Annotated in this window: 16 protein-coding genes and 1 riboswitch; of the genes, 9 read left to right on the plus strand and 7 right to left on the minus strand. The window is 67.1% G+C overall.

Annotated elements, in window-relative coordinates; translation table 11 throughout:
- Positions 1–50: 50 nt before the first annotated feature.
- Positions 51–1,322, plus strand: a complete 1,272-nt coding sequence (gene waaA / locus BLR75_RS21290; protein WP_084313959.1) for a lipid IV(A) 3-deoxy-D-manno-octulosonic acid transferase — start codon at positions 51–53, stop codon at positions 1,320–1,322.
- Positions 1,323–1,455: 133 nt separating this feature from the next.
- Here the strand turns inward: waaA and BLR75_RS21295 are convergent, their stop codons facing one another.
- From BLR75_RS21295 to BLR75_RS21305, 3 genes are all read right to left on the minus strand, one after another.
- A complete protein-coding gene (locus BLR75_RS21295; RefSeq protein WP_084313960.1) occupies positions 1,456–2,064 on the minus strand; it encodes a helix-turn-helix domain-containing protein in 609 nt (202 codons plus the stop codon).
- A gap of 132 nt (positions 2,065–2,196) precedes the next feature.
- On the minus strand, positions 2,197–4,146 hold the full coding sequence (locus tag BLR75_RS21300) for an oxidoreductase (RefSeq protein ID WP_084313961.1): 1,950 nt from the start codon (positions 4,144–4,146) through the stop codon (positions 2,197–2,199).
- Between the two features lie 38 nt (positions 4,147–4,184).
- The gene (locus BLR75_RS21305) at positions 4,185–4,535 is read right to left on the minus strand and encodes an AraC family ligand binding domain-containing protein (RefSeq protein ID WP_084313962.1); all 351 of its coding nucleotides are present in this window, start codon (positions 4,533–4,535) and stop codon (positions 4,185–4,187) included.
- A 299-nt stretch (positions 4,536–4,834) separates the two neighbouring features.
- Between BLR75_RS21305 and BLR75_RS21310 the strand changes: the two genes are divergently transcribed.
- Positions 4,835–5,878 carry an ABC transporter substrate-binding protein gene (locus BLR75_RS21310; protein WP_084313963.1) on the plus strand — a complete coding sequence of 348 codons (1,044 nt, stop codon included), beginning with the start codon at positions 4,835–4,837 and terminating at the stop codon, positions 5,876–5,878.
- A 172-nt stretch (positions 5,879–6,050) separates the two neighbouring features.
- Here the strand turns inward: BLR75_RS21310 and BLR75_RS21315 are convergent, their stop codons facing one another.
- From BLR75_RS21315 to BLR75_RS21325, 3 genes are read right to left on the minus strand one after another with little or no spacing between them, the layout of a single operon-like run.
- A complete protein-coding gene (locus BLR75_RS21315; protein WP_084313964.1) occupies positions 6,051–6,845 on the minus strand; it encodes a class II aldolase/adducin family protein in 795 nt (264 codons plus the stop codon).
- Positions 6,842–7,783, minus strand: a complete 942-nt coding sequence (locus tag BLR75_RS21320) for a CobW family GTP-binding protein (RefSeq protein ID WP_084313965.1) — start codon at positions 7,781–7,783, stop codon at positions 6,842–6,844. The genes BLR75_RS21315 and BLR75_RS21320 overlap by 4 nt, the downstream gene beginning before the upstream one ends.
- Positions 7,780–9,528, minus strand: a complete 1,749-nt coding sequence (locus BLR75_RS21325) for an amidohydrolase (protein ID WP_084313966.1) — start codon at positions 9,526–9,528, stop codon at positions 7,780–7,782. The genes BLR75_RS21320 and BLR75_RS21325 overlap by 4 nt, the downstream gene beginning before the upstream one ends.
- Before the next feature lie 102 nt (positions 9,529–9,630).
- On the opposite strand from BLR75_RS21325, the gene BLR75_RS21330 reads away from it, so the two are divergent.
- The 6 genes from BLR75_RS21330 to BLR75_RS21355 all read left to right on the plus strand — a co-directional run bounded on the left by BLR75_RS21330 (position 9,631) and on the right by BLR75_RS21355 (position 15,796).
- Complete coding sequence (locus tag BLR75_RS21330) at positions 9,631–10,668, plus strand: helix-turn-helix transcriptional regulator (RefSeq protein ID WP_084313967.1); 1,038 nt, start codon at positions 9,631–9,633, stop codon at positions 10,666–10,668.
- A 184-nt stretch (positions 10,669–10,852) separates the two neighbouring features.
- Positions 10,853–11,776: a LysR substrate-binding domain-containing protein gene (locus BLR75_RS21335; protein ID WP_084313968.1), complete on the plus strand. Its 924-nt coding sequence runs from the start codon at positions 10,853–10,855 to the stop codon at positions 11,774–11,776.
- A 123-nt stretch (positions 11,777–11,899) separates the two neighbouring features.
- Positions 11,900–12,985: an ABC transporter ATP-binding protein gene (locus BLR75_RS21340; RefSeq protein ID WP_084313969.1), complete on the plus strand. Its 1,086-nt coding sequence runs from the start codon at positions 11,900–11,902 to the stop codon at positions 12,983–12,985.
- 36 nt (positions 12,986–13,021) lie between these two features.
- Positions 13,022–14,134, plus strand: coding sequence for an ABC transporter substrate-binding protein (locus BLR75_RS21345; protein ID WP_084313970.1), 1,113 nt, complete (start codon positions 13,022–13,024; stop codon positions 14,132–14,134).
- 15 nt (positions 14,135–14,149) lie between these two features.
- Complete coding sequence (locus BLR75_RS21350; protein ID WP_084313971.1) at positions 14,150–14,986, plus strand: ABC transporter permease; 837 nt, start codon at positions 14,150–14,152, stop codon at positions 14,984–14,986.
- A 3-nt stretch (positions 14,987–14,989) separates the two neighbouring features.
- Entirely contained in the window at positions 14,990–15,796 is an 807-nt protein-coding gene (locus BLR75_RS21355) for an ABC transporter permease (RefSeq protein WP_084313972.1), read from the plus strand.
- 237 nt (positions 15,797–16,033) lie between these two features.
- On the opposite strand, the gene BLR75_RS21360 is transcribed toward BLR75_RS21355, so the two are convergent.
- Entirely contained in the window at positions 16,034–17,491 is a 1,458-nt protein-coding gene (locus tag BLR75_RS21360) for a TolC family outer membrane protein (RefSeq protein ID WP_084313973.1), read from the minus strand.
- A gap of 174 nt (positions 17,492–17,665) precedes the next feature.
- Positions 17,666–17,774, plus strand: a riboswitch (TPP riboswitch).
- A 113-nt stretch (positions 17,775–17,887) separates the two neighbouring features.
- On the opposite strand from BLR75_RS21360, the gene thiC reads away from it, so the two are divergent.
- Positions 17,888–19,771: a phosphomethylpyrimidine synthase ThiC gene (gene thiC, locus BLR75_RS21365; RefSeq protein WP_084313974.1), complete on the plus strand. Its 1,884-nt coding sequence runs from the start codon at positions 17,888–17,890 to the stop codon at positions 19,769–19,771.
- Positions 19,772–19,822 lie beyond the last annotated feature (51 nt).

Here is a 19,822-nt window from a genome sequence, read left to right on the forward strand (position 1 = left end):
TTATTCCGCATTTCTGCATTTGCAGTTCCTATTTGCTACTCTCCGCCGCCATGAATCGAACCCTTTATTCCCTGCTGCTGCACCTGGGCCTGCCGCTGATCGCGCTGCGCCTGTTCCTGCGTTCGCGCAAGGCGCCGGCCTATGCCCGGCGGATCGGCGAGCGGTTTTCCTTCGGGCTGCCGGAGCTGCGTCCCGGCGGTATCTGGGTGCATGCGGTGTCGGTGGGCGAGAGCATCGCCGCGGCGCCGATGATCAAGGCGCTGCAGGCGCGTTATCCACAGTTGCCGATCACCGTTACCTGCATGACCCCGACCGGCTCCGAGCGTATCCGCGCGCTGTTCGGCGACAGCGTGCAGCACTGCTACCTGCCCTACGACCTGCCCTGGGCGGCGGCGCGCTTCCTCGATCGGGTGCGGCCGAAGCTGGCGGTGATCATGGAAACCGAGCTGTGGCCGAACCACATCCACCAGTGCGCGAAACGCGGCATCCCGGTGGCGCTGGCCAATGCGCGGCTGTCCGAGCGTTCGGCGCGGGGGTATGCGCGACTCGGCGGGGTGACCCGGCTGATGCTGCAGGAGATGAGCTGGATCGCCGTGCAGACCGAGGCCGAAGCCCAGCGCTTCCGCCAGCTCGGCGCGCGCCCGGAGTGCGTGACGGTGACCGGTTCGATCAAGTTCGACCTGAGCATCGATCCGCAGCTGCCGGTGCGTGCCGCGGTATTGCGCGAGGAATGGCAGGCGACCCTGCGCCCGCTGTGGATCGCCGCCAGCACCCACGCCGGCGAGGACGAGATCATCCTCGCCGCCCACCGCCAGCTGCTCGCTGATTACCCCAAGGCCTTGCTGATCCTGGTGCCGCGCCATCCGGAGCGCTTCAACGGCGTGTACGAGCTGTGCCGCCGCGAAGGCTTCGCCAGCGTGCGGCGTTCCAGCGGCGAGGCGGTGACCATGGACACCAGCGTGCTGCTCGGCGACACCATGGGCGAACTGCTGTTCCTCTATGCCCTGGCCGACATCGCCTTCGTCGGCGGCAGCCTGGTGGAGAACGGCGGGCACAACCTGCTGGAGCCGGCGGCGCTGGGCAAGCCGGTGCTGTCCGGGCCGCACCTGTTCAACTTCCTCGAGATCGCCGCGCAATTGCGCGAGGTCGGCGCGTTGCGCGAGGTGGCCGATGCCGCGGCGCTGGCGGCGGCGGTGGAGCAGCTGTGGGATCACCCGGAGAGCGCGAAACGCATGGCCGAGGCGGGGCTGGGCGTGATGCGCGCCAACCAGGGGGCGTTGCAGCAGTTGCTGGACGGGTTGGGATCGCTGGTTCGGGTGTAGGAACAACGGCCGCTGTATCGCCGGGGGGATTCGTTCGCGAGCAAGCTCGCTCCTACAAGTTCGAGGCTCGGCGTTGTGGTGCAGGAGCGGGCCATGCCCGCGACCTTTTATAGGGGGAAACCCGCCATATGGATCAGAACGTCGGCGGCGTGATCATCCACAGCACCACGGTATCCGTATCCCCGGGATTGCCGTAACGGTGCGGCTCCTGGCTGGAGTAGCTGAAGCTGTCGCCTTCCTTCAGTTCGAAATGGCGGTCGCCGACCCAGAGTTCGAACACGCCGGTGAGGATATAGCCGGCCTCTTCCCCTTCATGGCTGTAGCTCTGCTGGCTGTAGGTGCCGGGCGGGAAGCGCGAGTGGAGGATTTCCAGCTGGCGGCTGGGCTGCGGGGTGAGCAGCTCGTCGACGATGCCGTCTTCGTAATGCACGCTCAGGCGGCTGTTGCGCCGCACCACGTAGCCGGCGTCGGCCGGGTCCACCGCCACTTCGCTGGCGAAGAACCACTGGATGGTCACGCCGAGCGCGCGGGCGATGTTGAACAGCGCGGGGATCGACGGGTAGGCGAGGTTGCGTTCCAGCTGGCTGATGTAGCCGGCGGTGAGCTTGCTCTGCTCGGCCAGCTCGCTCAGGGTCATGCCGCGACGCTTGCGCAGGCCACGGATGCGGCCGCCGAGGAAGTGCGTCTCGGCGCCGTTGGGGTTGGCCTGTTCGATGGCTTCCTGCGGGGCTTTGCGGCTCATGCGGCGATGTCCAGAAGGGGGAGCGAGGATTCTAAACAAAAGCGCCGTGTGAGGTGGAAGAGCATCGCGGGCATGGCCCGCTCCTACAAGGGTGGGCCGTGCCGTTGCAGGAGAGGGCCATGCCCGCGACCGTCAGATCGCCCACGCCGCCTTCAGGCCTTCGAAGATCGCTTCCTCGGCGGTGCGCGGCGCCAGGCAGTCGCCGATGCGCTTGTATTCCACCAGTCCGTGCAGCTCGGCGGCGAGGGTGTCCACCGGTTCGTGGCCCTGGCAGAGCACCAGCGTATCGATGTCCTCGAACAGCATCGGCTCGCCGCTGGCGGTGTGCTGCAGGTACACCGTGCTGTCGTCGCAGCCGTAGAGGCGGGCGTAGGGAGTGATCGGCACGCCGAGGCGGTGCAGTTCGCCGGCCAGGTGGTCGCGCACGTAGAGCGGCAGGCTCTCGCCGCAGTGGGTGCCGTTCACCGCCAGCTGCACCTGATGGCCGTCGCGCACCAGGCGTTCGGCGATGCCCGGGCCGATCCAGTCGCAGCGCCAGTCGGCGACCAGCACCGAGCGGCCGATCTTCGCTTCGCCGCGCAGCACCTGCCAGGCATCCACCACCTGCAGCTCGCCGCCCTGTTCGAAATGCGGCCAGTAGGGTTTGGCGCCGGTGGCGATGATCACCAGGTCCGGGCGTTCCTGTTCCACCAGTGCGCGGTCGACGCGGGTGTTGCGCAGCACGCGCACGCCAGCCAGTTCCATTTCCCGCTGCAGGTTGGTGGAAGCGCCGCCGAATTCCGCGCGACGTGGCAGCAGCTGCGCCAGGTTCACCTGTCCGCCGAGTTGCGACGTCGCTTCGCATAGGGTCACGTCATGTCCACGCTGCGCCGCCACGGCAGCGGCCTTCATGCCGGCCGGGCCGCCGCCGGCGACCAGTACCTTCTTGCGTTGGCGCGCCTGTTCGACGCGGCCATAGATCAGCTCGCGGCCGGTTTCCGGATGCTGGATGCAGGAAATCGGCAGGCCGCGGTGGAAGTGGCCGATGCACGCCTGGTTGCAGGCGATGCAGGCGCGCACGTCATCGTGGCGGCCGGAACCGGCCTTGTTCGGCATCTGCGGGTCGGCGATCAGCGCGCGGGTCATGCCGCACATGTCGGCCTGGCCGCGGGCGAGGATCTGCTCGGCTTCCTGCGGCTGGTTGATGCGACCGGTGACGAACAGCGGGATATCCAGCCGCGCTTTGAACGTGCCGGCGGTGGGCGCGAGATAGGCGGCTTCCACGGCCATCGGCGGCACGATATGGATGGCGCCGCCCAGCGATGCGGAGGTGCCGGCGACGATATGCACGTAATCCAGTTCGCCCTGCAGCGCCAGCACCGCCTGCAGCGATTCGTCCTCGGTCAGGCCCTCGGGATCGCGCTCGTCGGCGGAGATGCGCAGGCCGACGATGAAGTCATCGGCAGTGGCTTCGCGCACCGCAGCCAGCACTTCGCGGAGGAAGCGCAGGCGCGCGTCGAGATCGCCGTTGTAGCCGTCGCTGCGGCGGTTCACCCGCGGGTTGAGGAACTGCGCCGGCAGGTAGCCGTGGCTGGCGACCACTTCCACGCCGTCCAGGCCGGCCGTGTGCAGGCGGCGGGCGGCAGCGGCGTAGCCGGCGACGATCTCGTCGATCATCGCCTGGTCCAGCTCGCGCGGCATGACATGGAAACGCTCGTTCGGCGTGGCCGAGGCGGAGTAGGCCACGGCCAGCAGGCCGTCGGCGGACTCCATGATCTCGCGGCCCGGGTGGAACACCTGCGACAGCAGCACGGTGCCTTCCGCGTGACAGGCCTCGGCGACGCGCCGGTAGCCCTCGATGCAGGAATCGTCGGTGGCCATCAGCACATGCGAGGTGTAGCGCGCGCTGTCGTGCACCCCGGCGACCTGCATGACGATCAGGCCGACGCCGCCTTCCGCCCGCGCCTTGTGGTAGGCCACCAACTGGTCGTTGACCAGGTTGTCGGTGGGCATGGACGTATCGTGGCCGGTGGACATGATCCGGTTCTTCAGGCGTTTGCCACGGATTTCCAGCGGGCTGAACAGGTGCGGGAAGGCGGTCATCAGGGAGCTCTCCGATTCTTGTTATGGGCGGGACCGGCTCAGGCGTTGCGCGCCTGCCAATCCACTGGGTAGAGCGCGTAGAACACGGTGGCCTTCTCGCCCTCGTAGGCCAGCGGCGTGCGCTCCGGGACCCAGATCACGTCGCCGGGACGCGCATCGATCACGCGGTCGGCCAGGCGCAGGCGGAAGTTGCCCTCGATCACCACGATCAGCTCGTCGTAGAGCACCGTCCATTCGATGGAGCAGCCGTCGAAGCGGGCCATGCCGGCGCCCATGGTCTGGCTGTCCGCCGGGCCGATCAGGCGGCAGATGGCGGCGCGTTCGGCGGGCTGGCCGCCATAGGGCTGGAACTGCAGTTCGGGCCTGGAGAAATGGATCACGTCGGACACGGCGAGGACTCCTGCTAGGGTTATCTAACGTAATCCATAAAAATTTACCTTCAGTAAAAAATCAACTTGTTTTTTTAAAATCGACTGGGTAGTTTTTAGCCAGGCCCGCCGCCAAGGCGGGCGCTATCAGCGACGTGCTCCACAACAACAACAACGGAGATGCGCATGAATCCCTTGCAACGGTCCGGCCCTGCCGGCCGCCGTGTCCCGCTGTCTGTTCGCCCGGTGCACCCGCCACTTCACCGTCTGTCCTGCTGCCTGCAGGGCGCGCGGCATCTGTCCTGAGGAGGTAATGCCCGATGATTTCGCGGAAAAACGCTTTGCAACCCCTGCTGCTCGCCCTCGGGCTCTGCGCCGGCGTCGCCCAGGCGGCGGAAAGCATGGTGGTGGTCGGTTACGGCGGCGCCGGCCAGAAGGCCCAGGAAGTCGCCTTCTTCAAGCCGTTCTCGGCCAGCACCGGGGTCAAGCTGGTGCAGAGCGAGTACAACGGCGAAATGGCCAAGATCAAGGTGATGGCCGACACCGGCCATGCCGACTGGGATCTGGTGCAGATCGAAGGTCCCGACCTGGCCCGCGGCTGCGATGAAGGCCTGTTCGAACGCCTGGACTGGAACGCCATCGGTGGCCAGGACCAGCTCATCCCCAACGCGGCCAAGGACTGCGGTTCGGCGGCGCTGGTGTGGGGCGTGGCGATCGCCTACGACGCCGACAAGCTGAAGGCCGCGCCGACTTCCTGGGCGGATTTCTGGGACCTGGAGAAATTCCCCGGCAAGCGCGGCCTGCGCAAGCGCGCGGTGTACAACCTGGAATTCGCCCTGATGGCCGACGGCGTCAAGGCCGAGGACGTGTACAAGACCCTGGCGACCAAGGCCGGCCAGGATCGCGCCTTCGCCAAGCTCGACCAGATCAAGCCCCATGTGCAGTGGTGGGAAGCCGGCGCGCAACCCGCGCAGTGGCTGGCTGCCGGCGACGTGGTGATGACCTCCACCTACACCGGGCGCATCGCCGACGCGCACAAGGGCGGCCGCAACCTGGCGCTGGTCTGGCCGGGCAGCCTGTACGGCATGGACTACTGGGCGATCATCAAGGGCTCGCAGCACGTCGACACGGCCAAGCGCTTCATCGCCTTCGCCAACCAGCCGGATGCGCAGGTGAAGTACGTCGACAACATCCCCTACGGCCCGACCAACAGGGAAGCGGCCGGCAAGCTGGAGCCGAAGCTGGCGAGCTGGGTGCCGACTTCGCCGGCCAACCTGGCAGTGGGGCTGGCGATGGACGACGAGTTCTGGGTCGACCATGGCGAGGAGCTGGAGGAGCGGTTCAACGCCTGGGCTTCGCAGTAAGGCCAGCATCGATTGGTGGATGACTTCGGTCATCCACCAACGAAACAACCTGCAGGAGCACGCCATGCGTGCGACGCTTCTGTCGCGGGCATGGCCCGCTCCTACAGTTTCCTACGCCCATGGTCCGGGCGTGTGTAGGGTGAATAACCCCGCAGGGTTATCCACCAGATCATCAATCGCGAAAATCCGGCGCAATGCGGTCGAGCATGCGCAGCAGCGCCTGCCAGGCCAGGTCGTTGGCGTCCGTGTCGGTCAGGTCGCCTTCCGCCTGCGGCTGTGCCGGTTCGTTGAACTGGCGCTCGGTGCGCTGGCAGATTTCCTCTGGCGGGATCACCAGTTCGCCGCCGGCCTGCGCGGCCAGCTGGATGTCGCAGGCCTTCTCCAGGTAGTACATGCGCAGGAACGCCTGCTGCACGGTTTCGCCGACCGTCAGCAGGCCGTGGTTGCGCAGCATCAGCACGGAATGCTCGCCGAGGTCGCGCACCAGGCGCTTCTGCTCGTCGAACGACAGCGCGATGCCCTCGTAGTCGTGGTAGCCGATGCGGCCATGGAACTCCATGGACATCTGGTTCAGCGGCAGCAGCCCGCAGGCTTGCGCGGCCACCGCGCAGCCGGCGCGGGTGTGGGTGTGCAGCACGCACTGGGCGTCCTCGCGCGCGGCGTGGATGGCGCTGTGGATCACGAAGCCGGCCGGGTTGACCTTGTACGGCGTCGGCTCCACCGGCTGGCCGTCGAGGTCGATCTTCACCAGGCTGGAGGCGGTGATCTCGTCGAACATCAGCCCGTAGGGGTTGATCAGGAAGTGATGCTCCGGCCCCGGCAGACGCACGGAGATGTGGGTGAAGATCAGGTCGCTCATGCGGAAGTGCGCCACCAGCCGGTAGCAGGCGGCGAGCTGTTCGCGCAGCGTCCATTCTTCCGGCGGGCAGGTGGCTTTGCTGATCGGGGAGGCGGGCAGGCTGCTCACGCGGATTTCCTCTGGGTAATGGATGAAGCGTCGGCCAGGCAGGCGTTCAGGCCCTGTTCCAGCTTCGCACGCAGATCGCTGTCGCGCCCGGCGATGAACACCAGGCAGTTGTCGGTTTCCTCGCCGCCGGCGGGAAGGAACTGGCTGCGCCCGCCGACGTACTGCAGCCACAGCGGCGCGTCGCGGTCGTCCAGATATACGCGGCCCTTGAGGCGGAACAATCCTTGCGGAAGCTCATCCAGCCAGGCGCGCAGGCGCTGGCGGTCGAAGCGTCCGGAAGCGCGCCACAGCCAGCTGTCGAACATTCCGGCGTGGTCGCTGTTCAGTACAGGCTGCAGGCGCTCCTGGCGGTCGGCTGGGCGTTCGCCGAACAGCAGTTCGGCGGGCACCTGCGCCTGCACCGTCTCGACCATCCGCTTCGGCTCGCCGAATCGGCGGCGCAGGGCGTCCAGTTGTTCGGTGCTGGCGAGGTCGCACTTGTTCAGCAATAGCAGGTCGGCAGCGGCCGCCTGACGGCGTTCCAGTCGCGCGTATTCGTCTTCCAGCGGAGTGCTGCGCGCGGCATCCACCACGGTGACCAGCGCATCCAGATGCATGCGCCGGCGCAGCTGTGGATAACCCAGCGCCTGCACGATCGGCTGCGGGTCGGCCACGCCGCTGCACTCGATGACGATGCGCTCCACCGGCGGCTGCACCGCAGCCAGCCGGCCGAGCTGGGCGAGCAGGTCGTCCTGCATGGTGCAGCACAGGCAGCCGTTCTGCAGGCTGTACACCGCGTCGCTGTGCTCGGCGATCATCGCCGCGTCGATGTTCAGCTCGCCGAAGTCGTTGACGATCAGCGCCAGCCGCTGGCCCCCGCTGTGCTCCAGCAAGTGGCGGAGCAGGGTGGTCTTGCCGGCGCCGAGAAAGCCGGCGACCACGGTTACCGGGATGCTCATTGCGCGCCTCCTTCCAGTACCGGCGGCTCGCCCTGCCAGGTCGCCTGCAGCGGCGTGCCGGCGAAGACACCCTGCTGGTCGTAGGATGGGCGGCCCTCGACGAAGGTCAGGCGCACCTGGGTCCTGTGGATGTAGTTGCGCGCCGGCTGGGCGAACAGGTCGCGGTCGAGGACGATGAAATCCGCCGACTTGCCGGCCTCGATGCTGCCGGTCAGGTGCTCCAGGTTCATCGCATGGGCGCCGTTCAGGGTGACCACGCGCAGCGCCTGCTCCAGGCTGATCGGCTCGCCGAAGCAGGCCGGATCGTCGTTCCACGGGTTCTGCCGGGTGACCATGGTTTCCAGCGCCAGCCACGGGTCGATGGACGCCACCGGCCAGTCGGTGCCCATCACCGCGATGCCACCGGCGGCCAGCACGCCCTTGTAGTCGTAGATGCGCTTCAGGCGCTCGGCGCCGTAGCCGGAGCGCGCGCCGCTGGCGAAGGGCGTCGGGTACCAGGCCGCCGGGGAGAATTCGGCGATCACCTCCAGTTCGCGGAAGCGCCTGAGGTTGCCCGGATGCAGGATGGTGCTGTGCGCGCACTGGTGGCGGATGCCGCTGAAGCCGTTGCGCCGGCGCGCCTCGGCCACCGCGTCGAGGAACACGTCGGAGGCGCCGTCGCCGGTGCAGTGGGCGATCACGCGGATGCCGCGGCGGTCCATGTCCACCACCATGTCGGTGATGTGCTCCGGGGTCAGGTTGAGCTTGCCGCGCCAGGCGTCCTCGCCCGGCCAGGGGTTGATGAGGAAGGACGAGCGCGGCTCGACGGTGCCGTCGAAGTGGAATTTCACCGCGTTGGCCGACAGCCGCGCGCTGCGGTAGTAGTGGCGTTCGCCGGCCAGCAGTTCCCAGCGGCGGCGCACCGGGAAGATGTCGTCCTGCCAGCTGATCGCCGCTTCCACCCGCAGGCTCAGTTCGCCGGCATCGTCCAGCTCCTTCAGCGCCTGCAGGCGGTGTTCGCAGACGTGCACGTACTTGCTCGCGGTGACGCCGCGGGCGCTCTGGAAATGCACGCCGTCGCGGTAGGCGCGGCGCAGCACGGTCACCGGCGTCGGCGGCATGGCGGCGTGGATCAGCGCGTAGGCGCCATCGATCAGCAGGCCGTTGGGTTCGCCGCTGAGTTCGTCGCGTTCCAGGTAGCCATTGCGCGGGTCCGGCGTATTGGCGTCGATGCCGGCCAGTTCCAGGGCGCGGGAGTTGACCATCATGGTCCCCCACATGCGGTCGAGCAGCGCTACCGGGCGGTCCGGCATGACGCTGTCGAGCCACTCGCGGCCCGGCTTCAGCCCGGCCTCGCGGAAGGTGTAGCGCACCCAGTACTGGCCGTAGATCCAGCCGTCGCCGGGATGGCTGTCGGCGTAGGCGTGGATCGCCGCGGCCAGCTGCTCCGGCGTCGGGTCCTCGATACCGACATCGAGGTCGTCGGCGTAGCGCGGCGCCAGGGCGAGGTCCGGGTGGGTATGCATGTCGTGCAGGCCGGGCATGCAGAAGGCGCCGTCGAGATCGTGCACGCGGGTCTGCGGACCGACCAGCTGTTCCAGCTCTTCCGCGCGGCCGACGGCGAGGAAGAGGCCATCGCGGATCGCCACCGCGTCCGCCCAGGGCTGCGCCGGGTCGAGGGTGTAGAAGCGGCCGTTCCTGAGCAGCAGGTCGGCGTGGCGGCTGGCGGGGGAGTGGCTGGAGCGGAAGGTATCCGGTGCGGTCATGGCGGCGGTTCCCTGTTGTTTTTCGCCGCAGTATAGGGAGCGCCTTTTCGTCGCCGACTAGCATAAGATGACAATCGACTAGCTCTACACGACAACTTCGCCATGCCCGACCAGCAGTCCGATATCGACTACGCCGCCCGCCAGCAGTACCAGCGTTTCCTCGAGGAATGGCAGGCGCGGCCGGCAATGCCGCCCCTCGATCCGCTACTGGCGGGACTCGGTTTGCCGGCTGGGGCGACGGCCGCCAGCGCGATGACCTTCGACCGCTACTACCGCCTGCTGCGCCTGGCCGCCGGGATGCTCTGGCCGGGGGATTTCTTCCTGCGCCTGGGGCAGCGCTACAACCTGTTCGACATGGGGGTGATCGGCTATGCGCTGATCAGCGCGGCTAACCTGCGGCGGTCGTGGGATATCTCCCTCGGGCAGCGCTCGAACCTGCTGCCGCACCCGATCCATGTCTCCCGCGAGGAGGGTGCGCGGCACATGCATCTGGTGCTGGACCTGCCGCCGTTCAGCCGCGTGGAATGCCAGGCGCTGTGCGACGAGTGGCTGAGCAGCACCTGGCGCTGGCTGTGCCAGCGGTTGCCGGAGCTGGCGGATTGCCGGGAGATCGAGGTGCACCTGCCGTTCGCGCCGCCGCCCCATGCGGCGGTGTATGCCGAGCTGTTCCCGGGGCGCGTGGTGTTTTCGGCGGAGCGGGCGGAGATGCGGATTCCCAGGGAATTCCATGACCGGCCGTTCTCCACGTCCAGCCCGTCGGTGCTGCGCCTGTGCCTGGCGCAGGGCGCGGCCACGCTGGCCGGTTTCGAGGGCGGGCAGGGCTTGCCGGACGACGTGCGCTTCTTCCTGCTGCAGAACGGACGCATTCCGCTGCCGGACCTGGAGGAGACCGCCGCGCACTTCCGCCTGCCGCCGCATACCCTGCAGCGCCGCTTGCGGGGCCATGGGTTGACCTTCAAAGGGATCGTCTACGAGGTGCGCATGGCGCTGGCGCAGCGCTATCTGCTGGCGAGCCGGATGACGGTGCAGGAGATCGGGTTTCTGCTCGGGTACGAGCATGTGACGAGTTTTCACCGGGCGTTTTTGCGGCATGTGGGAACCACTCCCGAACGCTTCCGGGAGCGCCGTGCTGAATTGTAGGAGCGAGGGGGGCGCCTAGCCCTTGCTGGCGATCCCTGCATCCCCCTAAACCACGGCACGGCCGGCTGGCACGGCTGATCGCCAGCAAGCTGGCTCCTACAGGTAAGGCGTTCCGGGACGGTCCTACACGGTAGGATGGGTATCGCTCCGCTCCATCCAACCTACAAGAACTGGAGTCATCCCCATGCGTTTCCCCTCGATGACCGCCCTGCGCGTGCTCGATGCCGTCGCCCGGCTGGGCAGCCTGTCCGAGGCCGCCAGCGAGCTGAGCCTGACCCGCAGCGCGGTCAGCCACCAGTTGCATGCGCTGGAGGACTGCCTCGGCATCGCCCTCACCGAGCGCGCCGGGCGTGGCATCGTGCTGACCTACCAGGGCGAGTGCTTCGCCCGCGAGACCCAGCGCGCGCTGGCGATCCTCAATGAGGCGCGGCGCTTCGCCAATGCCGAGGAAATCGCCGGCCGGCTGTGCATCAGCTGCACGCCGGGTTTCGCCACCTACTGGCTGTGCCACCAGATCGGCAAGTTCCAGCGCGCCCATCCGCGGGTGGAATTGAGCCTGGTGTCGCCGCGGGTGCCGGACGACGTGAGCAACCGCGACGTCGACCTGTTCATCGCCTATGGCGTCGGCGACTGGCCGGACCTGCACGTCGAGCTGATCGCCACCCTCGACACCTTCCCGGTGTGCAGCCCGTCGCTGATCAACTCCACCGGCGGCCTGGATTCCCCGGAAGACCTCGCCCACCTGCCGCTGCTGCACATGGTCGATCACTCCGACTGGCTGCTCTGGGCCGCCGCGGCCGGGGTGCGCGATCTCAATGTGCGCAACGGCATCGTCTTCTCCGATGCGCACCTGGTGCAGTCGGCGGCCATCGCCGGGCAGGGCGTGGCGATGGGCGATGCGCTGGTCAGCGGCGACGCCATGGCCAAGGGGCAGCTGGTGCGGCTGTTCAACGTCGCCATCGAGCCGCCGAACCGCTACTACTTCGTCAGCGACCCGGCCAGGACCGACCGCCCCGACGTGCGGGCCTTCAAGGCGTGGATGATGGCCGAGCTGCGCATGTCCGAGCAGTTCCGCAATGGCAGCCGGAATGCCTGGTTTGGTGAATAAAATTTGACAATGGCGACTAAAAAACGCGATTGAAGCGAAAGGCTATTTGACAATACTGCGGAAAACAGCCGGTTTCTCACCGCCGGCACGTCTTAGAACAAGAACAAAGACGAGGTAAGCGCAGTGGAGCGACAGCCCCAGCTTCGTGCCATCGGCATTGGCAAGAATTACGGAAGCTTCCGTGCCCTGGATTCCGTCTCCATCGATATCGAGCAAGGCGAATTCCTCACCCTGCTGGGGCCGTCCGGTTCCGGCAAGACCACCTTCCTGATGATCCTCGCCGGCTTCCAGAACCACTCCAGCGGCCGCCTGGAGGCCCACGGCCAGGACATCTCCCGTCTCCCCGCGGAGAAGCGCAACTTCGGCATGGTGTTCCAGGGCTATGCGCTGTTCCCGCACATGAGCATCGAGGACAACGTCGGCTTCCCGCTGAAGATCCGCGGTGTGAAGCCCGAGGAACGCAACCGCCGGGTGCGCCACATGCTCGACGTGGTCGGGCTCGGTGAGCATCGCGGCAAGCGTCCCGCCGAGCTTTCCGGCGGCCAGCAGCAGCGCGTCGCCATCGCCCGCGCGCTGGTGTTCGAGCCGGACCTGCTGCTGCTCGACGAACCGCTCTCGGCGCTGGACAAGAACCTGCGCGAGCAGCTGCAGGCCGAGCTGCAGCGCATCCACCAGCAGATCGGCACCACCTTCGTCTTCGTCACCCACGACCAGAACGAGGCGCTGGCGCTGTCCACCCGCATCGCCATCTTCAACCGCGGCGCGCTGGCCCAGGTGGATACGCCGGAACGCATCTACAACCAGCCCGGCAACCGCTTCGTCGCCGAGTTTCTCGGCAAGATGAACCTCTTCCCGCTGAGCCAGGTGGACCGATCCGGCGCCCTGGCCCGCGGCCGCTTCGGCGATGCCGAGCTGCACGCCGAACCTTCCGCTGCCTTGCAGGCGGACAAACCCCTGCTGGCCGTGCGCCCCGAGCACATGCAGCTGCACGCTGCGCCGCCGACCGTCGCCGGGCACAACGTGGTGCCGGCGGTGCTCACTTCGCGCACCTACCAGGGCGCCAGCACCGAGCTGGGCCTGGCCACCGCCACCGGCGAGGCGCTGCCGATGAGCCTCGCGGTGCATGCCGACCATCACGCCTCGCGCCTCGAACACGGTGCCCGCGTGTGGCTGAGCTGGCCGATCGAAAAAAGTCTGCTGCTGGCCTGAACGCCGGTACATCCCACTGCATTCCAAGGAGTCGCCATGTTCAATCCGCATCAGCAAGACTGCATCGAAACCCTCATCGAAAAGGCCCGCCGCGGGCAGATCGACCGCCGCAGCTTCCTCAAGGGCATGGGCCTGCTCGCCGCGCTGCCGCTGGCCATGCGCAGCGGCGTCAGCTTCGCCGCCGACAAGCCGCTGGTGGTGGTGAACTGGGGCGGCGACGCGGTCAAGGCGTTCGGCAAGGCCTGGACCGAGAGCTTCACCAGGGCCACCGGCATCCCGGTGAAGATCGACGGCAGCGGCCCGACCGAGGGCGCCATCCGCACCCAGCTCTCCAGCGGCCGGGTGAGCTGGGACGTGGTCGACGCGGAAAGCTCGATCCTGCAGAACCTCGGCAGGGAAGGGCTGGTGCAGCCGATCGACTACAGCATCGTCTCGCGCGACAAGGTACTGCCGGGCTTCGCCTACGACTACGGCATCGCCGACTACATGCTCAGCTACGTGATCGCCTACGACAGCGAGCGTTTCGGCGACAACGCGCCGAAGACCTGGAAGGACTTCTGGGATGTCAAGACCTTCCCCGGCAAGCGCACCCTCTACAAGTGGATGAACGGCATGCTGGAGGCCGCGCTGCTGGCCGACGGCGTCGAGCCGGCCAACCTGTATCCGCTGGACGTGCCGCGCGCGCTGGCCAAGATCGAGGAACTCAAGCCGCACGTGCTGGCCTTCTGGGGCTCGGGCGCGGAGACCCAGCAACTGCTGCTGGAGGGCGAGGTGTCCATGGGCGCGATCTGGAACACCCGCGCCCAGGTGATCACCGAGGACAGCGAAGACCGCATCAAGTGGACATTCGACAACGCGCTGCTCGGCTGCAGCAACTGGGGCGTGCTCAAGGGCAACCCGGGCGGCAGCGAGGCGGCGATGCGCTTCATCGCCCACGCGCAGGACCCGCAATCGCAGGTCGAGCTGTTCACCATGTTCGGCAACGGCCCGGCCAACCCGGCGGCCGCCGCGCTGATCCCGGCCGATCGCCGGCACCTGAACTGCACCGATCCGGACAACCTGCCGAAGCAGATCATGCTCAGCCACGAGTGGTACACCGACCACTACGCGGTGGCGCTGGAGCAATACCTGACGCATATCTCCAAGTGAGCGGAGGCGCATTCCATGGCCGATAACGCTCCCTCGCGGCTGAAGCTGGGCGCGCTGCTGCTGCCGCTGCCGATCGTCCTGCTGCTGTTCTACGTGCTGCCGTTCGCCGGCGTGGTGGGCTGGAGCTTCACCCTGCCGGAGCCGGGCATCGAGCAGTACCAGCGGATCGCCACCGACCCGGCGATCCACGACGTGCTGTGGCGGACCTTCCGCCTGTGCACCACGGTGACGCTGGTGTCCGTCGCCATCGCCTACCTGATGGCGTACTGCTGGGTGTTCAGCTCGCCGTTCTGGCAGCGCATGGTGGAAATCTGCGTGTTCATCCCGTTCTGGCTGTCGGTGCTGGTGCGCGCCTTCGGCTGGCTGATCGCCCTGCGCAGCAACGGCATGCTCAACGGCTGGCTGCAGTCGCTGGGGATCATCAGCGAGCCGCTGCAGCTGACGCGCAACGAGCTGGGCGTGGTGATCGGCATGGTGCACTTCATGGTGCCGTTCGCCATCTTCCCGCTGGTGTCGACCATGCGCCGCCTCGACCCGCGCGTACTGCTCGCCTCGCGCGGGCTGGGCGCCGGCCAGCTGCGCACGTTCTGGAGCATCTTCGTGCCGCAGACGATTCCGGGCGTGCTCGGCGCCTTCATCATCGTCTTCGTGTTCTGCCTGGGCTTCTTCATCACCCCGGCGATCCTCGGCGGCGGGCAGACGGCGATGGTCGCGGAGTACGTCTACCTGCAGATGTTCCAGACCAGCAACTGGGGCCTCGGCGCCGCGCTCAGCGTGGTCCTGCTGGCGCTGGTCAGCGGGCTGATCTGGGCGCTGCTGCGCATGACCCGTGTCGATCGACTGGTGGGCTGACCTATGAATGAGCATCAAAGCAAGGCTGCAAGCCGCCTGCTGGCGGTGATGGCGATGATCTTCATGCTGTTCCCGCTGCTGGCGGTGATCCCGGTGTCCTTCACCTCCAGGCGCTTCCTGTCGATGCCCAACGGCAACTGGTCGCTGCGCCACTACGAGGCGCTGGTCAGCAGTCCGGAATGGCTGTCCGCCATCGGCCAGAGCCTGGTGGTGGCGACCGCCACCTGCGTGATCGCCACGGCGCTGGCGGTGAGCTTCAGCCTCGGCATCTGGTACCTGCGCTCGCGCCTGGCGACCCTGCTGATCGGCCTGGTGCTGTTGCCGATGGCGATCCCGCCGATGATCTCGGCGATGGTCCTGTACTTCATGGAAACCACGGTCAGCAAGTTCGCCCCGGCGCTCGGCTACGACACCCTGTTCGGCCTGACCATCGCCCACATCGTGATGGTGGTGCCCTACGGCGTGGTGACCATGCTGGTGGCGCTGAGCCAACTGGACCGGCGCATCGAACTGGCGGCGCGCAACCTCGGCGCCAGCCTCGGCCAGACCACCTTCCTGGTGGTGCTGCCGAACCTCAAGCTGGGCATCGCCAGCACCGCGCTGCTGTGCTTCGCGCTGTCCTGGGAGGAGATCGCGGTGACGCTGTTCGTCACCAGTACCGAGGTGAATACCCTGCCGCGGCAGATCTGGTCGGGGCTGCGCGACAACATCGACCCGGCGGTGGCGGCGATTTCCGTGCTGCTGATCGGCTTGACGCTGGTGGCGCTGATCGGGCGGATGCTGGCGCAGAGGAGGGTGGCGGTGCAGTGAGGTTGGGTAGGGTGGATCACGCTCCACCGATCCACCATGGCCGCGCAATGGTGGATGAAAAGAGCCTCATCCACCCTACGGGATAGAGCGGACCATGCGCGCGATTCGCGGGCATGGCCCGCTCCTACATTGAGCAACGTAGGGTGAATGACGCGCCAGCGTCATCCACCGATGAGGACGTACCGTCTCCCTGGAAAGCAGAAGCCCGGCATCCGCCGGGCTTCTTCCATTCTTCCATCAGTACCGCGGATTCCCCTGCAACTGGGCTTCCGCCGCCTTCGCCAGGTCCGGCGGCAGGAAGTCCTTGTCCGGGTCGTAGTCCGGCTTCAGGTAGCTGCTCAGCGCCTGCAGGTCGGCCGGGCTGAGGGTGCCGGCGGTCTGCTTCAGGCGCAGGTTGTCGAGGATGTAGTCGTAGCGGCTGTTGTTGTAGTCGCGCACCGCGCTGTACAGCTGGCGCTGGGCGTCGAGCACGTCGACGATGTTGCGGGTGCCGACCTGGTAGCCGATCTCGGTGGCTTCCAGGGAGCTCTGGTTGGAGATGATCGCCTGGCGCCGCGCCTTCACCGTTTCCACGTCGGTGTTCACCGCGCGGTGCTGGTTGCGCGCGTCCTGCACCACCTGGCGGCGCTGGCTTTCGCGCAGCTGCTCGCTCTGGCTGAGGCGCTGGTAGGACTCGCGCACCTGCGAACTGGTCAGGCCGCCGCTGTAGATCGGCACATTGAGCTGCAGGCCGATGGCGCTCTGGCTGGCATCGCCACCGAAGCCGGACTGACCGGGAAGGTTGCCGGAGTTGGTATAGCCCAGGGCGTCGTTGTCGCCCTTCTGGTATTGCGCCACCGCATCGAGGGTCGGCAGGTGGCCGGCCTTGCGCTGGCGCAGCGTCTCTTCGGCGGAGTTGACCGCGTAGTTGCTGGCCTGCAGCAGCAGGTTCTGCTGCACGGCGGTGTCCACCCAGGCCTTGGCGTCGTTGGGCGCCGGCGGCACCACCGGCAGCGAGTGGAGGATGCCTTCGATGGAGGCGTACTCGCGGTTGGTCAGGGTGATCAGGGCCTGGAAGGCATCTTCCACCTGCTGCTCGGCGACGATCCGGTTGGCCCGCGCGGTGTCGTAGCCGGCCTGGGATTCGAGCACGTCGGTCTTGTCCGACAGGCCCACGTCGAAGCGTTCGTTGGACTGGTCGAGCTGGCGCTTGAACGCCGCTTCCTCGGCCTTGCTGGCGGCCAGGTTGTCCTGGGCGCGGAGCACGCCGAAGTAGGTGATCGCGGTCTGCAGGATGAGGTTCTGCTGGGTCGCGGAGAATTCCAGCTCGGCCTGCTGGCTGACGTCCTTCGCCGCCTGCAGCTGGAACCAGCGGTCGGCGCGGAACAGCGGCTGGCTGAGGCTGGCCTGGACCAGTTGGCTGCTGCGGTTCAGCGTGATGTCCGGCTGGTCCAGCGAGGTCCGGGTGTCGAAGATGCTGGCGCCGGCGTTGATCTGCGGCAGCAGTCCCGAGCGTGCCTGCGGCACGGCTTCCTTGCGCGCCAGGTAGTCGGCCTGGGCGGCGGCGAGGTCGGAGTTGTTGTCGACGGCATCCTTGTAGACGCTGATCAGGTCGGTCTTGGTCGGCAGCGGGGATGCGGCCGGGGCAGGCTGGGCCGCCCAGGCAAAGCCTGTCGTTGCGGCCACGGCGACAGCCAGAGAGAGTCTGCGCAGCATTCGTTCGTCCTGGATAAAAGTGCGAGTTGGGCAAGGCTACGGGTTGCCGCCAACGGCGGTCAAGGCGCCTCTGTGCGGGCGCTCCGCAGTGAGTGTAGTAGGCCGGGGCGAAGGCGGACCGAACTTTCGGTCGGCTTGTGTTGGCCAATCCGCGTGCGCTTGATTAGACTGCGGGCGTTCTTGTCGGGGTGCCCCAATGCGAGGGGCTGAGATCGGATAGTTCCGGATCCCGTTGAACCTGATCGGGTTAAGACCCGCGTAGGGAAACAAGAAGTCCGCGTCCTTCCGGAGTCATTCCGCCCGGCCCCAGCCCCTTCGGGACGCGTCCTTTCACCGCCATCCGGCGGTCCCGCGACAGCCAGGTTCTCCCGACAAATCACCCCAGGAGAGCCAGCGATGAAAGCCAGCCAGAACAACAATGTCACCCGCCTTGAACAGCTCGATCGTCAATCGACCCAGCCCTTCCCCAATTCGCGCAAGGTCTACCTGACCGGCTCGCGCCCGGACATCCGCGTGCCGGTACGGGAAATCTCCCTCGCCGACACCCCCACCGCCTTCGGCGGCGAGAAGAACGCCCCGGTGTTCGTCTATGACACCTCCGGCCCCTACACCGACCCCGAGGTCCGCATCGACCTGCGCAAGGGCCTGCCGGACATCCGTTCGCGCTGGATCGACGAGCGCGGCGACACCGAAATCCTCCCCGGCCTGACCTCCGAGTTCGGCCAGGCCCGCCTGGCCGACACCAGCCTCGACGCCCTGCGCTTCGCCCACGTGCGCACCCCGCGCCGCGCCAAGCCCGGCGCCAACGTCACGCAGATGCACTACGCGAAGAAGGGCATCATCACCCCCGAGATGGAATACATCGCCATCCGCGAGAACATGAAGCTGCAGGAAGCCCGCGCCGCCGGCCTGCTCAAGGACCAGCACCCCGGCCACAGCTTCGGCGCCAATATCCCGAACGAAATCACCCCGGAATTCGTCCGCGAGGAAATCGCCCGCGGCCGCGCGATCATCCCGGCGAACATCAACCACACCGAGCTGGAGCCGATGATCATCGGCCGCAACTTCCTGGTGAAGATCAACGGCAACATCGGCAACAGCGCGCTGGGCTCGTCCATCGAGGAAGAGGTCGAGAAGCTCACCTGGGGCATCCGCTGGGGCGCCGACACGGTGATGGACCTGTCCACCGGCAAGCACATCCACGAGACCCGCGAGTGGATTCTGCGCAACAGCCCGGTGCCGATCGGCACCGTGCCGATCTACCAGGCGCTGGAGAAGGTCAACGGCATCGCCGAGGACCTGACCTGGGAAATCTTCCGCGACACCCTGATCGAACAGGCCGAGCAGGGCGTCGACTACTTCACCATCCACGCCGGCGTGCTGCTGCGCTACGTGCCGCTGACCGCCAAGCGCGTCACCGGCATCGTCTCCCGCGGCGGCTCGATCATGGCCAAGTGGTGCCTGGCGCATCACCAGGAAAACTTCCTCTACACCCACTTCGAAGACATCTGCGAAATCATGAAGGCCTACGACGTCAGCTTCTCGCTGGGCGATGGCCTGCGTCCGGGCTCGGTGGCCGACGCCAACGACGCCGCGCAGTTCGGCGAGCTGGAGACCCTCGGCGAGCTGACCAAGATCGCCTGGAAGCACGACGTGCAGGTGATGATCGAAGGCCCCGGACACGTGCCGATGCAGCTGATCAAGGAGAACATGGACAAGCAGCTGGAGTGCTGCGACGAGGCGCCGTTCTACACCCTCGGCCCGCTGACCACCGACATCGCGCCGGGCTACGACCACATCACCTCGGGCATCGGTGCGGCGATGATCGGCTGGTACGGCTGCGCCATGCTCTGCTACGTGACGCCGAAGGAGCACCTCGGCCTGCCGAACAAGGATGACGTGAAGACCGGCATCATCACCTACAAGATCGCCGCCCATGCCGCCGATCTCGCCAAGGGCCACCCGGGCGCGCAGATCCGCGACAATGCGCTGTCCAAGGCGCGCTTCGAGTTCCGCTGGGAGGACCAGTTCAACCTCGGCCTCGACCCGGACACCGCCCGCGCCTTCCACGACGAGACGCTGCCGAAGGATTCGGCCAAGGTCGCGCACTTCTGCTCCATGTGCGGGCCGAAGTTCTGCTCGATGAAGATCACCCAGGAGGTCCGCGACTACGCCAAGGAGAACGGCCTGACCGATGAGCAGAAAGCCATCGAGGCCGGCTTCCAGCAGCAGTCCGCGCGCTTCAAGGACGAGGGATCGGTGATCTACAAGCAGGTGTGACCGCAGCACCATACCCGTAGGAGCGAGCTTGCTCGCGAACCGTGCTCGCCG

This window comes from Pseudomonas jinjuensis (assembly GCF_900103845.1).
Lineage (GTDB): Bacteria > Pseudomonadota > Gammaproteobacteria > Pseudomonadales > Pseudomonadaceae > Pseudomonas > Pseudomonas jinjuensis.

Excerpts from the sequence above, each read along its gene's own strand:
- waaA (WP_084313959.1), top strand. The coding sequence starts at position 51 with ATGAATCGAACCCTTTATTCCCTGCTGCTGCACCTGGGCCTGCCGCTG.
- BLR75_RS21295 (WP_084313960.1), bottom strand. The coding sequence starts at position 2,064 with ATGAGCCGCAAAGCCCCGCAGGAAGCCATCGAACAGGCCAACCCCAAC.
- BLR75_RS21300 (WP_084313961.1), bottom strand. The coding sequence starts at position 4,146 with ATGACCGCCTTCCCGCACCTGTTCAGCCCGCTGGAAATCCGTGGCAAA.
- BLR75_RS21310 (WP_084313963.1), top strand. The coding sequence starts at position 4,835 with ATGATTTCGCGGAAAAACGCTTTGCAACCCCTGCTGCTCGCCCTCGGG.
- BLR75_RS21320 (WP_084313965.1), bottom strand. The coding sequence starts at position 7,783 with ATGAGCATCCCGGTAACCGTGGTCGCCGGCTTTCTCGGCGCCGGCAAG.
- BLR75_RS21325 (WP_084313966.1), bottom strand. The coding sequence starts at position 9,528 with ATGACCGCACCGGATACCTTCCGCTCCAGCCACTCCCCCGCCAGCCGC.
- BLR75_RS21330 (WP_084313967.1), top strand. The coding sequence starts at position 9,631 with ATGCCCGACCAGCAGTCCGATATCGACTACGCCGCCCGCCAGCAGTAC.
- BLR75_RS21335 (WP_084313968.1), top strand. The coding sequence starts at position 10,853 with ATGCGTTTCCCCTCGATGACCGCCCTGCGCGTGCTCGATGCCGTCGCC.
- BLR75_RS21345 (WP_084313970.1), top strand. The coding sequence starts at position 13,022 with ATGTTCAATCCGCATCAGCAAGACTGCATCGAAACCCTCATCGAAAAG.
- BLR75_RS21350 (WP_084313971.1), top strand. The coding sequence starts at position 14,150 with ATGGCCGATAACGCTCCCTCGCGGCTGAAGCTGGGCGCGCTGCTGCTG.
- BLR75_RS21355 (WP_084313972.1), top strand. The coding sequence starts at position 14,990 with ATGAATGAGCATCAAAGCAAGGCTGCAAGCCGCCTGCTGGCGGTGATG.
- BLR75_RS21360 (WP_084313973.1), bottom strand. The coding sequence starts at position 17,491 with ATGCTGCGCAGACTCTCTCTGGCTGTCGCCGTGGCCGCAACGACAGGC.
- thiC (WP_084313974.1), top strand. The coding sequence starts at position 17,888 with ATGAAAGCCAGCCAGAACAACAATGTCACCCGCCTTGAACAGCTCGAT.